General features: G+C 63.3%; 10 protein-coding genes and 1 pseudogene. 10 read left to right on the top strand and 1 reads right to left on the bottom strand.

Translation table 11 applies throughout. The features are described 5' to 3' along the window. Nucleotides 1–15 precede the first annotated feature (15 nt). The 10 genes and pseudogenes from BLV20_RS13620 to BLV20_RS13665 all read left to right on the top strand — a co-directional run bounded on the left by BLV20_RS13620 (nucleotide 16) and on the right by BLV20_RS13665 (nucleotide 13,907). A complete protein-coding gene (locus BLV20_RS13620; protein WP_092302243.1) occupies nucleotides 16–417 on the top strand; it encodes an ACT domain-containing protein in 402 nt (133 codons plus the stop codon). A gap of 5 nt (nucleotides 418–422) precedes the next feature. After that, entirely contained in the window at nucleotides 423–1,025 is a 603-nt protein-coding gene (locus BLV20_RS13625) for a LysE/ArgO family amino acid transporter (RefSeq protein ID WP_092302245.1), read from the top strand. Nucleotides 1,026–1,201: 176 nt separating this feature from the next. Then, nucleotides 1,202–1,798, top strand: coding sequence for a superoxide dismutase (locus BLV20_RS13630; RefSeq protein WP_092302247.1), 597 nt, complete (start codon nucleotides 1,202–1,204; stop codon nucleotides 1,796–1,798). Between the two features lie 302 nt (nucleotides 1,799–2,100). Continuing rightward, nucleotides 2,101–4,159: pseudogene (locus BLV20_RS13635) on the top strand (putative bifunctional diguanylate cyclase/phosphodiesterase); the annotation flags it as partial. 155 nt (nucleotides 4,160–4,314) lie between these two features. Continuing rightward, a complete protein-coding gene (locus BLV20_RS13640) occupies nucleotides 4,315–5,658 on the top strand; it encodes an imelysin family protein (protein ID WP_092302251.1) in 1,344 nt (447 codons plus the stop codon). A 301-nt stretch (nucleotides 5,659–5,959) separates the two neighbouring features. Continuing rightward, nucleotides 5,960–7,387, top strand: coding sequence for a di-heme oxidoreductase family protein (locus tag BLV20_RS13645; protein ID WP_092302253.1), 1,428 nt, complete (start codon nucleotides 5,960–5,962; stop codon nucleotides 7,385–7,387). Nucleotides 7,388–7,417: 30 nt separating this feature from the next. After that, on the top strand, nucleotides 7,418–8,482 hold the full coding sequence (locus BLV20_RS13650; RefSeq protein ID WP_092302255.1) for an imelysin family protein: 1,065 nt from the start codon (nucleotides 7,418–7,420) through the stop codon (nucleotides 8,480–8,482). A 2-nt stretch (nucleotides 8,483–8,484) separates the two neighbouring features. Further along, nucleotides 8,485–9,582: a DUF1513 domain-containing protein gene (locus BLV20_RS13655; RefSeq protein ID WP_092302257.1), complete on the top strand. Its 1,098-nt coding sequence runs from the start codon at nucleotides 8,485–8,487 to the stop codon at nucleotides 9,580–9,582. Between the two features lie 136 nt (nucleotides 9,583–9,718). Then, the gene (locus BLV20_RS13660) at nucleotides 9,719–10,870 is read left to right on the top strand and encodes an efflux RND transporter periplasmic adaptor subunit (RefSeq protein WP_092302259.1); all 1,152 of its coding nucleotides are present in this window, start codon (nucleotides 9,719–9,721) and stop codon (nucleotides 10,868–10,870) included. 13 nt (nucleotides 10,871–10,883) lie between these two features. Further along, nucleotides 10,884–13,907, top strand: coding sequence for a multidrug efflux RND transporter permease subunit (locus BLV20_RS13665; protein ID WP_092302260.1), 3,024 nt, complete (start codon nucleotides 10,884–10,886; stop codon nucleotides 13,905–13,907). 59 nt (nucleotides 13,908–13,966) lie between these two features. On the opposite strand, the gene BLV20_RS13670 is transcribed toward BLV20_RS13665, so the two are convergent. Beyond that, nucleotides 13,967–14,194 (bottom strand): hypothetical protein, encoded by a 228-nt coding sequence (locus BLV20_RS13670; RefSeq protein WP_092302262.1) that lies wholly within the window; start codon nucleotides 14,192–14,194, stop codon nucleotides 13,967–13,969.

The raw sequence follows: 14,194 nt of genomic DNA on the forward strand, positions 1-14,194 counted from the left end.
TCAAGGACCTTTTTCATGGCTGGCGAAACCTCCCTCGATACCCTGCTGCGCAGCATGAGCCCGCAGCTCAATCACGGTGACTACGTGTTCTGCTCCATCGCCGACCAAGCGCGGCTCGAAGGCGCCGAGGTCCTGGGCAGCTTTCGCGAACAGGAAGGGCTCACGGTGATCCTCGAACGCCAGCAAGCCGAGCGGCTGGGGCTGGATTTCGACTACGTCGCGGCCTGGATCACCCTGAACGTGCATTCGGCCCTGGAAGCCGTCGGCCTCACCGCCGCGTTCGCCAGCGCCCTGGGCAAGGCCGGGATCAGTTGCAACGTGATCGCCGGTTACTACCACGACCATTTGTTTGTCGGTAAGGCCGATGCCGAGCGCGCCATGCACGTACTGCGGCAACTGGCGGCGGACAAGGAGTAAACGACATGTGGCAAAGCTACGTTAACGGGCTGCTGGTAGCGGCCGGGCTGATCATGGCGATCGGCAGCCAGAATGCTTTTGTCCTGGCCCAGAGCCTGCGACGCGAACACCACCTGCCGGTGGCCGTATTGTGTGTGACCTGCGATGCCTTGCTGGTGGCGGCCGGGGTATTCGGCCTGGCCACGGTGCTGGCGCAGAGCCCGACACTGCTGGCGGTGGCCCGCTGGGGCGGCGCCGCGTTCCTGATCTGGTACGGCAGCCAGGCCCTGCGTCGCGCCTGTTCCAGGCAGAGCCTGCAACAGGGCGAAAACCAGACCGTGCGTTCGCTGCGCGCGGTGCTGCTCAGTGCGCTGGCGGTGACGTTGCTCAACCCTCATGTGTACCTGGACACGGTGCTGCTGATCGGTTCGCTGGGCGCGCAACAGACCGAACCCGGCGCCTACGTGATCGGTGCGGCCAGCGCTTCGCTGCTGTGGTTTTTCACCCTGGCCCTCGGCGCGGCGTGGCTGGCGCCGTGGCTGGCACGGCCGAGCACCTGGCGCATTCTCGACCTGCTGGTGGCGGTGATGATGTTCAGCGTGGCGATTCAACTCATCACTGCCGCATGATTTATTCCAAAAGGCTCTGGAACCTCTATCCCACACAGTTGTTGCGTGGTTATGCCGCACCCCCGGTGCTATGATCCGAACCCTGCGCCGCAAAGAGTACAAACTCCCCGGCGCTTGTCTGGCCGCCCGTGATCGGCCTTGCGCTCACCGCAACTGACCTGATTAGGAGAATCATCATGGCTTTCGAATTGCCGCCGCTGCCTTATGCACACGATGCCCTGCAGCCGCACATTTCCAAGGAAACCCTGGAATACCACCACGACAAGCACCACAACACCTATGTCGTGAACCTGAACAACCTGGTGCCAGGCACCGAGTTCGAAGGCAAGACCCTGGAAGAGATCGTGAAGTCTTCGTCGGGCGGTATCTTCAACAACGCCGCTCAGGTCTGGAACCACACTTTCTACTGGAACTGCCTGGCGCCAAACGCCGGCGGTCAACCAACCGGCGCGCTGGCTGAAGCCATCAACGCGGCTTTCGGTTCGTTCGACAAATTCAAAGAAGAATTCAGCAAAACCTCGATCGGCACCTTCGGTTCCGGCTGGGGCTGGCTGGTGAAAAAGGCTGACGGTTCCCTGGCCCTGGCCAGCACCATCGGCGCCGGCAACCCGCTGACCAGCGGCGACACCCCGCTGCTGACCTGCGACGTCTGGGAACACGCCTACTACATCGACTACCGCAACCTGCGTCCTAAGTACGTGGAAGCGTTCTGGAACCTGGTCAACTGGAAATTCGTGGCCGAGCAGTTCGAAGGCAAGACCTTCGTCGCCTAAGCCCGTTTGCAGTCAAAAAAACCCGGCATTGCCGGGTTTTTTCGTTTTACCGGCACGGGCCCGGCTTGCCGCGTCGGCCCGACGCGCTAACATTTACCCGGTAAAAAGTGTCACTCGCCCCTCAAGTTGCAAGACTTCGCTACCGACATATAACCGATAAGCGCGAATAGGCTGGATTCCGGCATTCCCGTCGGGCCTACAGGCGAAATATCCTGGGCATGATTGTCCCTTTGACTGCCATCACTGGATTGCCAATACTCATGGCAACTTGACGCTACACGCACGGAACAAGGAATAACCCTTTGAAGCTGGAACTTAAAAACAGCTTGTCGGTGAAATTGCTCCGGGTTGTGCTGCTGTCGGCACTGATAGTGGGCGTGGTTTTAAGCTGCGCACAAATCGTCTTCGATGCCTACAAGACACGGCAGGCGGTTGCTAATGATGCCCAGCGCATTCTCGACATGTTTCGCGATCCATCGACCCAGGCCGTCTACAGCCTGGACCGCGAGATGGGCATGCAAGTCATCGAAGGCCTGTTCCAGGACGACGCGGTGCGCATGGCCTCCATTGGCCATCCCAACGAAACCATGCTTGCGGAGAAAACCCGCGAGCTGCAGCAAGCCCCCAGCCGCTGGCTGACTGACCTGATCCTCGGCAGAGAGCGCACCTTTACCACTCAACTGGTGGGTCGCGGGCCCTACAGCGAATACTACGGCGACCTGAGCATCACCCTCGACACAGCCACCTACGGCCAGGGGTTCATTGTCAGTTCGGTGATCATTTTCATTTCCGGCGTGCTGCGCGCCCTGGCCATGGGCCTGGTGCTGTACCTGGTGTATCACTGGCTGTTGACCAAGCCGTTGTCGCGCATCATCGAACACCTGACCACCATCAACCCGGACCGCCCCAGCGAGCACCAGCTACCGCTGCTCAAGGGCCACGAGCGAAACGAGCTGGGGATCTGGATCAACACCGCCAACCAGTTGCTGGCGTCGATCGAACGCAACACCCACTTGCGCCATGAAGCGGAAAACAGCCTGCTGCGCATGGCCCAGTACGACTTCCTCACCGGCCTGCCCAATCGCCAGCAATTACAGCAGCAGCTGGACAAGATCCTGATCGATGCCGGCCGCCTGCAGCGCCGGGTCGCGGTGCTCTGTGTCGGCCTCGATGATTTCAAGGGCATCAACGAACAATTCAGCTACCAGACCGGCGACCAGTTGCTGCTGGCCCTGGCCGACCGCCTGCGGGCCCACAGCGGTCGCCTTGGCGCCCTCGCCCGCCTCGGCGGCGACCAGTTCGCCCTGGTCCAGGCCGATATCGAACAGCCCTACGAAGCCGCCGAACTGGCGCAAAGCATCCTCGACGACCTGGAAGCGCCGTTCGCCCTCGACCACCAGGAAATTCGCCTGCGCGCCACCATCGGCATCACCCTGTTCCCGGAAGATGGCGACAGCACCGAAAAGCTGCTGCAGAAAGCCGAACAGACCATGACCCTGGCCAAGAGCCGGTCGCGCAACCGCTATCAGTTTTATATCGCCAGCGTGGACAGCGAGATGCGCCGGCGCCGCGAACTGGAAAAGGATTTGCGCGAAGCCCTGGCCCGCGGGCAATTCCACCTGGTCTACCAGCCGCAGATCAGCTACCGCGATCATCGAGTGGTCGGGGTCGAGGCGCTGATTCGCTGGCAACATCCGGAGCACGGCTTGGTCCCGCCGGACCTGTTCATTCCCCTGGCCGAGCAGAACGGCACCATCATCGCCATCGGCGAATGGGTGCTGGACCAGGCCTGCCGCCAGTTGCGCGAATGGCATGACCTGGGCTTCAGCGACCTGCGCATGGCGGTCAACCTGTCCACCGTGCAACTGCACCACGCCGAGCTGCCGCGGGTGGTCAACAACCTGCTGCAGATTTATCGCCTGCCGCCGCGCAGCCTGGAACTGGAAGTCACCGAAACCGGCCTGATGGAAGACATCAGCACCGCCGCCCAGCATCTGTTGAGCCTGCGCCGCTCCGGGGCGCTGATCGCCATCGACGACTTCGGAACCGGTTATTCGTCCCTGAGCTATCTCAAGAGCCTGCCGCTGGACAAGATCAAGATCGACAAGAGCTTCGTCCAGGACCTGCTGGATGACGACGACGACGCGACCATCGTGCGGGCGATCATCCAGCTAGGCAAAAGCCTGGGCATGCAGGTGATCGCCGAGGGGGTGGAAACCGCCGAGCAAGAGGCCTACATCATCTCCGAAGGCTGCCACGAAGGTCAGGGTTATCACTACAGCAAACCCCTGCCGGCGCGGGAGCTGAGCGCCTATCTGAAACAGGCCCAGCGCACTAACGCAGCCATCCTCTGAAGAGCCGATTGCGCGCATAAGCCTGATCCAGCGCAATCGCCTTGTGAATAGGAAATATTTACAAGCACAACCCTTTACACATAATGCAAATCTTTCGCATTATGTCGCAGTTTTGCGCGCCTTCGCGCCAGTCCACCCCTCTCTCGAAGCAGGATGTTCGCCATGATTCGTATGCCTCTGGCTACCGCCAGTCTGTTGGCCATCGCTATTTCCCTTGCCGGTTGCGGCGAAGGCAAAGACAAGGCTGCCGCGCCTCAAGCCGCTGCTCCAGCCGCCAGCACCGCAGCCCCGGCCACCGCTCCTGCGGCAGGCAAGGTCGATGAAGCGGCGGCCAAGGCTGTCGTCGCGCATTACGCCGACATGGTCTTCGCCGTATACAGCGATGCCGAATCCACTGCGAAAACCCTGCAGACCGCGATCGACGCTTTCCTCGCCAAACCCAACGCCGACACCCTGAAAGCCGCCAAGGCTGCCTGGGTTGCCGCTCGCGTGCCTTACCTGCAGAGCGAAGTGTTCCGTTTCGGCAACACCATCGTCGACGATTGGGAAGGCCAGGTGAACGCCTGGCCACTGGACGAAGGCCTGATCGACTACGTCGACAAGTCCTACGAGCACGCGCTGGGTAACCCGGGCGCCACCGCCAACATCATCGCCAATACCGAAGTCCAGGTCGGCGAAGACAAGGTCGACGTGAAAGACATCACCCCGGAAAAACTCGCCAGCCTCAATGAGCTGGGCGGTTCCGAGGCCAACGTCGCCACCGGCTACCACGCCATCGAATTCCTGCTCTGGGGCCAGGACCTGAACGGCACCGGCCCTGGCGCCGGCAACCGCCCGGCTTCCGACTACCTGGAAGGCGCTGGCGCCACCGGCGGCCACAACGAGCGTCGCCGTGCCTACCTGAAAGCCGTGACCCAACTGCTGGTCAACGACCTGGAAGAAATGGTCGGCAACTGGAAGCCGAACGTGGCCGACAACTACCGCGCCACCCTGGAAGCCGAACCGGCTGAAAGCGGCCTGCGCAAAATGCTCTTCGGCATGGGCAGCCTGTCCCTGGGCGAACTGGCGGGCGAGCGCATGAAGGTTTCCCTGGAAGCCAACTCCCCTGAAGACGAGCAGGACTGCTTCAGCGACAACACCCACTATTCGCACTTCTACGACGCCAAGGGCATCCGCAACGTCTACCTGGGCGAGTACACCCGTGTCGACGGCACCAAGCTGACCGGCGCCAGCCTGTCGTCGCTGGTGGCCAAGATCGACCCGGCCGCCGATACCGCGCTGAAGAACGACCTGGCCGCCACCGAAGCCAAGATCCAGGTCATGGTCGATCACGCCAACAAGGGTGAGCACTACGACCAGTTGATCGCCGCCGGCAACGACGCGGGCAACCAGATCGTGCGCGACGCCATCGCCGCGCTGGTCAAGCAGACCGGTTCGATCGAGCAGGCCGCAGGCAAGCTGGGCATCAGCGACCTGAACCCGGACAGCGCCGATCACGAGTTCTGATCACTGTTGCGGCAATGAAAAAGGCGACCTTCGGGTCGCCTTTTTTGTGCCTGGCCTGTAGCCGCTGCCGCAGGCTGCGATAAGGCCGCAGGCCTTCGGCGATCTTGAAACCCTGCGCCCCCTTCGGTGGCGATCGCAGCCTGCGGCAGCGGCTACAGGACCAGACCAGAGCCGGGGGATAGGGACAGGCAGGCTTCGCTTGCGTTGCCCCACATCAAGCGGAACGATAATTCCTCTTATTCAAACTCCCCTGCCCTGTTAGACTTTGCGCCCTTGTTTTGCTCGTCTTGCAGGATGTCCGATGCCCCCGTCGCTGCTTCGCTGGTCCACGTTGTTCATGGCCTTGTGCCTGAGTGCCTGCGATGACGCCCCGCGTTTTACCCAGGCCGAGCCGGGCGAAGCGCGTTCCGGCGGCGAGGCGACCGTGCGCAGGAGCGACCAGAACGCGTTTTCCATGCCGTCGGCCAACCTGTCGCCCACCCGGCGCCTGGACTTCAGCGTCGGCAACAGCTTCTTCCGCAGTCCCTGGGTGATCGCCCCCTCGACCACCACCGCCCGCGATGGCCTGGGCCCGCTGTTCAATACCAACGGTTGCCAGAACTGCCATATCAAGGACGGCCGCGGCCACCCACCGACGCCCGACTCGAACAACGCCGTATCGATGCTGGTGCGCCTGTCGATCCCCAATGAGCCGGCCTACGCCAAGGCCATCGAGCAAATGGGCATAGTCCCCGAGCCGGTGTACGGCGGGCAGTTCCAGGACATGGCGGTGCCTGGCGTCGCCCCGGAAGGCAAAGTGCGGGTCGAGTACGAACCGTTGACCGTGCGCTTCAAGGACGGCACCGCCGTCGAGCTGCGCAAGCCCAAGCTGCAGATCACCCAGCTCGGTTACGGCCCGATGCATCCCGATACCCGCTTCTCGGCGCGCGTGGCGCCGCCGATGATCGGCCTGGGCCTGCTCGAAGCCATCCCCGAGGCGGCGATCCTGGCCAATGCCCAAGCGCAGGCCAAGGCCAACAAGGGCATCGCCGGGCGGCCAAACCAGGTCTGGGACGACGCCCAGCAAAAGACCGTCCTCGGGCGTTTTGGCTGGAAAGCCGGACAACCCAACCTCAATCAACAAAACGTTCATGCGTTCTCGGGCGACATGGGTCTGACCACCTCCCTGAGACCCTTCGACGACTGCACCGACGCCCAGACCGCCTGCAAGCAAGCCCCCAACGGCAACGGGCCGGATGGCGAACCGGAAGTCAGCGACAACATCCTGCGCCTGGTGCTGTTCTACAGCCGCAACCTCGGGGTGCCGGCGCGTCGCGATGTGGGCTCGCCACAGGTGCTGGCCGGCAAGAACCTGTTCTACCAGGCCGGCTGCCAGTCCTGTCATACCCCGCAGTTCACCACCGCCGCCGATGCCGCGGAACCCGAGCTGGCCAATCAAGTGATACGTCCCTACAGCGACCTGCTGCTGCACGACATGGGCGAGGGCCTGGCCGATAACCGCAGCGAATTCCAGGCCGGTGGCCGCGATTGGCGCACGCCGCCGCTGTGGGGAATCGGCCTGACGGAAACGGTCAGCGGCCACACCCAGTTCCTGCATGACGGCCGCGCCCGCAACCTGCTCGAAGCCGTGCTCTGGCATGGCGGCGAAGCCCAGGCGGCGCAACAACAGGTTTTATCTTTCAATGCCGAACAGCGCGCTGCGTTGCTGGCATTCCTGAATTCTCTCTAACGCCTTTCCACAAGAAACGGGAGCCCGAACATGTTCCGTCCCAAGTTGTTGTTCACCAGCCTTGCCGCTCTCGCCCTCGGCGCCTGCTCGCCGCAGGACCCACAAGCCGTAACCTCGGCGGCCATCGCCAAACAGGTGATCCTGCCGACCTACAGCCGCTGGGTCGAAGCCGACCGCCAGCTGGCGATCAGCGCCCTGGCCTTCTGTGAAGGCAAGCAAAGCCTGGACACCGCCCGTGCCGACTTCCTGCACGCGCAGAAAGCCTGGGCCGAGCTGCAACCCTTGCTGATCGGTCCGCTGGCCGAGGGCAACCGTTCCTGGCAGGTGCAGTTCTGGCCGGACAAGAAAAACCTGGTCGGCCGTCAGGTCGAACAGCTGGTCAACGCCACGCCGCAGATCGACGCCGCCGCCCTGGCCAAGTCCAGCGTGGTGGTGCAAGGCCTCTCGGCCTACGAATACATCCTCTTCGACAGCAAGATCGACCTGGCGAACAGCGAGCAGAAAACCCGCTACTGCCCGCTGCTGACCGCCATTGGCGAACGCCAGAAGCAGCTGGCCGAAGAGATCCTGTCGCGCTGGAATACCAGCGACGGCATGCTCGCGCAGATGAGCAAGTTCCCCAACCAGCGCTACGCCGATTCCCATGAGGCCATCGCCGACCTGCTGCGGGTCCAGGTCACGGCGCTGGACACCCTGAAGAAGAAGCTCGGCACGCCGATGGGTCGCCAGAGCAAGGGGATTGCGCAGCCGTTCCAGGCCGACGCCTGGCGCAGCCAGTCGTCCATGCAGAGCCTGGAAGCCAGCCTCGCCGCGGCCCAGACCGTGTGGGCCGGGGTCGACAACAAAGGCCTGCGCGGCCTGTTGCCGGCCGAGCAGAAGCCGCTGGCCGACAAGATCGACGCCGCCTACGCCGCTTCGCTGAAACTGTTCGCCAGCACCCAGCGTTCGCTGACCGAGCTGCTGGCCGACGATGCCGGCCGCCAGCAACTGAACGATATCTACGACAGCCTCAACGTCGTCCACCGCCTGCACGAAGGCGAACTGGCCAAGGCGCTGGGCATCCAACTGGGCTTCAACGCCAACGACGGTGACTGATCATGCTGCGACGTCAGGCTTTGGCACTCGGCAGCCTGCTGCTGAGCGCCGTCACGCTGGGTGGCTGGACGCTGTTCAAGCACAAGGACCAAGGCCCGCTGCTGCTATCGGCGCGCGATGACGGCGACGGCAAGCACTACGCCGTAGGCTATCGCCTGGACGGCACGCCAGTGTTCGCCACCCGGGTTGGCCAACGCTGCCATGACATCGTCAATCACCCGACGCTGCCGATCGCCCTGTTCGTCGCCCGCCGCCCGGGCACTGAAAGCTACCTGATCGACCTGCGCGACGGCGCGTTGCTGCAAACCCTGGCCTCGCAGCCGAACCGGCATTTCTATGGCCACGCGGTGATCCACAAGAGCGGCGACTGGCTGTACGCCACCGAGAACGACACTCGCGATCCGGGGCGCGGCCTGCTCGGGGTGTACCGCTTCGAAGGCGAACGCCTGGTGCACAGCGGCGAGATCGCGACCCACGGCATCGGCCCGCACCAGGTGTCGTGGATGCCGGACGGCGAGACCCTGGTGGTGGCCAACGGCGGGATTCGCACCGAAGCCGAAAGCCGCGTCGAGATGAACCTCGACGCCATGGAACCGAGCCTGGTGCTGATGCAGCGCGACGGCAGCCTGCTGAGCAAGGAAACCCTGCCCCAGCAGATGAACAGCGTGCGCCACATGGGCATCGCCGGCGACGGCACCATCGTCACCGGCCAGCAATTCATGGGCGACGCCCACGAGTCCTCGCAACTGCTGGCGATCAAGCGCCCGGGCCAGCCGTTCCAGGCCTTCCCGGTGGCCGAGCAGCAGTTGCAGGCGATGGGGCATTACACGGCGAGCGTCGCCGTGCACAGCGAACTGCGCCTGGTGGCCCTCACCGCCCCGCGCGGCAACCGCTTTTTCATCTGGGACCTGGACAGCGCCGAGGTGCGCCTGGACGCTCCCTTGCCGGACTGTGCCGGGGTCGGTGCGGTGGCCGATGGTTTCGTCGTGACTTCGGGCCAGGGCCGTTGCCGTTTCTATGACTGTCGCCAGAAACAACTTGTGGCAAAGCCATTGGATCTGCCGGCAGGGCTCTGGGACAACCATTTGCACCTGGCCTGATTTTCCGCCCCCGCACAGGAGCGGAAAACGGGACCCTGGATGAACGGACTGTCATCTGGAAGGCCCGGGAAAGTCGGAGTAATGTCAGCGCCTATCTGCTTCGTTTTCCCAGCTTCGTTTTCCAAGGGACAGGAATATGCTGCGTCGCCGCATGCTCATCATGTTAGGTGTCGTCCTGCTGATCGTGCTGGTGCTGGCAGGCTACAAGGCCTTCTCCATCTATCAGCAGGTCCAGCTTTTCTCGGCACCCAAGCCGCCGATCAGCGTGGCCGTGGCCACGGCACGCGAACAGCCGTGGCAGGCCCGCCTGCCCACGGTCGGTACGCTCAAGGCCCTGCAAGGGGTCGATCTCAGCCTGGAAGTGGCCGGTACCGTCAAAGCCCTGCAATTCGAGTCCGGGCAGAAGGTCACCGCCGGGCAGCCGCTGCTGCAACTCGACAGCGAAGTGGAAAGCGCCCTGCTGGAAACCGCCCAGGCCGACCTGGGCCTGGCCCAACTGGACTTCGGCCGCGGCAGCCAGCTGGTGGGCAGCCAGGCGATTTCCCGCGGCGAATACGATCGGCTGTCGGCGCAATTGCAAAAGAACAAGGCCACGGTCAACCAGCTCAAGGCTTTGCTGGCAAAAAAACGCATGCTCGCGCCCTTCAGCGGCACCATCGGCATTCGCCAGGTGGACGTCGGCGACTATCTCGCCAGCGGCACGGTGGTCGCCACCCTGCAGGACCTCAGCAGCCTGTACGTAGACTTCTTCGTCCCGGAACAGGCGGTACCGAAAATCACCCTCGGCCAACCGGTCAGCGTGACGGTCTCGGCCTATCCGGCGGAACAGTTCACCGCCAGCATCAGCGCCATCAACCCCAAGGTCGAGGACACCACGCGCAACGTGCAGGTCCGCGCCACCCTGGCCAACCCCGACGGCAAGCTGCTGCCGGGCATGTTCACCAGCCTGCAGGTGCTGCTGCCCGATCCGCAGCCCAGGGTCGTGGTACCGGAAAGCGCCATCACCTACACCCTGTACGGTAATTCGCTGTACGTGGTGGCCGAGAAAAAAGCCGCCGATGGCAGCCTGGAAAAAGACGACAAGGGCCAGCCGGTGCTGGTCGCCGAGCGGCGCTTCATCGAAACCGGCGAACGGCGCAATGGCCTGGTGCTGATCGACAAGGGCGTAAGCCGCGGTGAACAGGTGGTGAGCGGCGGGCAGATCAAGCTGGAACATGGCGCACATATCGCCATCACCCCGGACAAGCTGCTGCCCGCCGACCAGAACGGCCCGCCACGCGTGGACTGATCAAGGACTCCTCATGGCTTTTACAGACCCGTTCATCCGTCGTCCGGTACTGGCCACCGTAGTCAGCCTGTTGATCGTGCTGCTGGGCTTCCAGGCCTGGAGCAAACTGCCGCTGCGCCAGTATCCACAAATGGAAAACGCCCTGATCACGGTCACCACCGCCTACCCGGGGGCCAATGCCGAGACCATCCAGGGCTACATCACCCAACCCTTGCAGCAGAGCCTGGCCAGCGCCGAGGGCATCGACTACATGACCTCGGTCAGTCGCCAGAACTTTTCGGTGATCTCGATCTACGCCCGTATCGGCGCCAACAGCGACCGCCTGTTCACCGAGCTGCTGGCCAAGGCCAACGAGGTGAAGAACAAGCTGCCCCAGGACGCCGAGGACCCGGTGCTGAGCAAGGAAGCCGCCGACGCCTCGGCGCTGATGTACATCAGTTTTTTCAGCGAGCAATTGAACAACCCGCAGATCACCGATTACCTGTCGCGGGTGATCCAGCCAAAGCTGGCGACCCTGCCGGGCATGGCCGAGGCCGAGATTCTCGGCAACCAGGCCTTCGCCATGCGCCTGTGGCTGGACCCGGTCAAGCTCGCCGGCTATGGCCTGAGCTCCAGCGACGTGACCAATGCGGTGCGCCGCTACAACTTCCTGTCCGCGGCCGGTGAGGTCAAGGGCGAGTACGTGGTCACCAGCATCAATGCCAGCACCGAGCTGAAGTCCGCCGAAGCTTTCGCCGCCATTCCCCTGCGGACCGAAGGCGACAGCCGGGTGCTGCTCAGCGATGTGGCACGGGTGGAGATGGGCGCCGAGAACTACGACTCCATCAGCTCGTTTGGCGGCATCCCTTCGGTGTACATCGGCATCAAGGCGACCCCGGCCGCCAACCCGCTGGATGTGATCAAGGAGGTGCGCAAGATCATGCCGGAGCTGGAGGCCCAGCTGCCGTCCAACCTCAAGTCCGAGATCGCCTATGACGCCACGCTGTTCATCCAGGCCTCGATCAACGAGGTGGTGAAGACCCTGTTCGAAGCCGTGCTGATCGTGATCGTGGTGGTGTTCCTGTTCCTCGGCGCGCTGCGCTCGGTGGTGATTCCGGTGGTGACCATTCCGCTGTCGATGATCGGCGTGATGTTCTTCATGCAATTGATGGGCTACTCGATCAACCTGCTGACCCTGCTGGCGATGGTGCTGGCCATCGGCCTGGTGGTGGACGACGCGATCGTGGTGGTGGAGAACATCCACCGGCATATCGAAGAAGGCAAGACGCCGCTCGACGCGGCCCTCGAGGGCGCCCGGGAAATCGCCATGCCGGTGGTGTCGATGACCATCACCCTGGCCGCGGTCTACGCCCCTATCGGCTTCCTCGAGGGGCTCACCGGGGCGCTGTTCAAGGAATTCGCCCTGACCCTGGCCGGCGCCGTGGTGATTTCCGGAATCGTCGCCCTGACCCTGTCGCCGATGATGTGCGCCCTGCTGCTGCGCCACGACGAAAACCCCAGCGGCCTGGCCCACCGCCTCGACCTGATCTTCGAAAGCCTCAAGCGCCGCTATCAGAGCCTGCTGCATGCCACCCTCAATACCCGGCCGGTGGTGCTGGTGTTTGCCCTGATCGTGCTGTGCCTGATCCCGGCCCTGCTCAAGTTCACCAAGTCGGAACTGGCCCCGGACGAGGACCAGGGCATCATTTTCATGATGGCCACCGCGCCCCAGCCAGCCAACCTGAATTACCTCAACACCTACACCGACGAGTTCCTCGAAATCTTCAAGACCTTCCCCGAATACTATTCGTCGTTCCAGATCAACGGCTTCAACGGCGTGCAATCGGGTATCGGCGGTTTCCTGCTCAAGCCCTGGAACGAACGCGAGCGCACGCAGATGCAGATCCTTCCCGAAGTCCAGGCCCGGCTCTCGAACATCGCCGGGTTGCAGGTCTTCGGTTTCAACCTGCCGTCGCTGCCGGGCACTGGCGAGGGGCTGCCGTTCGCCTTCGTGATCAACAGCGCCAACGACTACGAGTCGCTGCTGGAGCTGTCCGACCGGGTAAAGAGGCGCGCCATGGAATCGGGCAAGTTCGCCTTCGTCGACATCGACCTGGCCTTCGACAAGCCGGAGGTGGTGGTCGACATCGACCGCGCCAAGGCGGCGCAGATGGGCGTGTCGATGCTCGACCTGGGCGGGACCCTGGCCACCCTGCTCGGCGAAGCGGAAATCAACCGCTTCACCATTGACGGGCGCAGCTACAAGGTCATCGCGCAGGTCGAACGGGCCTACCGCGACAACCCCGAATGGCTGAACAACTATTACGTGAAAAACGCCCAGGGCGAGGCGCTGCCGCTGTCGACCCTGATCACCGTCACCGATCGAGCCCGGCCACGCCAGCTAAACCAGTTCCAGCAACTCAACGCCGCGACCATCTCCGGGTTCCCGATCGTCAGCATGGGCGAAGCGGTCGAGACCGTGCGCCAGATCGCCGAAGAAGAAGCCCCGCCGGGCTACGCCTTCGACTTTGCCGGAGCCTCGCGACAGTTCGTCCAGGAAGGCAGCGCGTTGTGGGTGACCTTCGGCCTGGCGCTGGCGATCATTTTCCTGGTGCTGGCGGCGCAGTTCGAAAGCTTCCGCGACCCGGTGGTGATCCTGGTGACAGTCCCGCTGTCGATCTGCGGGGCCTTGATCCCGCTGTTCCTGGGCTGGTCGAGCCTGAATATCTATACCCAGGTCGGTCTGGTGACCCTGATCGGCCTGATCAGCAAGCACGGGATCCTGATCGTCGAGTTCGCCAACCAGCTACGCAAGGACCAGGGCCTGACGCCGCGCGAGGCCGTGGAGGCGGCCGCGGCCATTCGCCTGCGGCCGGTCTTGATGACCACCGCGGCGATGGTCTTCGGCATGGTGCCGCTGATCCTGGCCACGGGCGCCGGCGCGGTCAGCCGGTTCGACATCGGCACGGTGATCGCCACGGGGATGTCGATCGGCACCCTGTTCACGCTGTTCGTGCTGCCCTGCATCTACACGCTGCTGGCCAGGCCGGACAAATGAAGGGCCGGCCATGAAAAAGGCCTCGCGATGCGAGGCCTTTTTATCGGGCTTGATGGTCTTCAACTTTGTGGCCTCATTCCCTGAGTCAGGCCGAACATGAACAACAGCAGGTCATGATCGGGTTGGGCTGCCTGGGGTGTCTTGACGACCCGAGGCAACGGGCAATGCGCATCACCATGCGCGGTGCTGAGAACTTCCGTGCGGGGCTGCTCCCAGGCAGCCACGGCCAAGGACGCAACTGCCAAGGCTCCTACTAAAAAAAGACCTCGTGCGATTTCGAGCTTCAT

Origin of the sequence: Pseudomonas sp. NFIX28 (assembly GCF_900107395.1) — a bacterium.
Lineage (GTDB): Bacteria > Pseudomonadota > Gammaproteobacteria > Pseudomonadales > Pseudomonadaceae > Aquipseudomonas.

Bases quoted from the DNA above. Each gene is read 5' to 3' on its own strand.
- BLV20_RS13620 (WP_092302243.1), top strand. From the start codon at position 16: ATGGCTGGCGAAACCTCCCTCGATACCCTGCTGCGCAGCATGAGCCCG.
- BLV20_RS13645 (WP_092302253.1), top strand. From the start codon at position 5,960: ATGCCCCCGTCGCTGCTTCGCTGGTCCACGTTGTTCATGGCCTTGTGC.
- BLV20_RS13660 (WP_092302259.1), top strand. From the start codon at position 9,719: ATGCTGCGTCGCCGCATGCTCATCATGTTAGGTGTCGTCCTGCTGATC.
- BLV20_RS13625 (WP_092302245.1), top strand. From the start codon at position 423: ATGTGGCAAAGCTACGTTAACGGGCTGCTGGTAGCGGCCGGGCTGATC.
- BLV20_RS13665 (WP_092302260.1), top strand. From the start codon at position 10,884: ATGGCTTTTACAGACCCGTTCATCCGTCGTCCGGTACTGGCCACCGTA.
- BLV20_RS13650 (WP_092302255.1), top strand. From the start codon at position 7,418: ATGTTCCGTCCCAAGTTGTTGTTCACCAGCCTTGCCGCTCTCGCCCTC.
- BLV20_RS13630 (WP_092302247.1), top strand. From the start codon at position 1,202: ATGGCTTTCGAATTGCCGCCGCTGCCTTATGCACACGATGCCCTGCAG.
- BLV20_RS13670 (WP_092302262.1), bottom strand. From the start codon at position 14,194: ATGAAGCTCGAAATCGCACGAGGTCTTTTTTTAGTAGGAGCCTTGGCA.
- BLV20_RS13640 (WP_092302251.1), top strand. From the start codon at position 4,315: ATGATTCGTATGCCTCTGGCTACCGCCAGTCTGTTGGCCATCGCTATT.
- BLV20_RS13655 (WP_092302257.1), top strand. From the start codon at position 8,485: ATGCTGCGACGTCAGGCTTTGGCACTCGGCAGCCTGCTGCTGAGCGCC.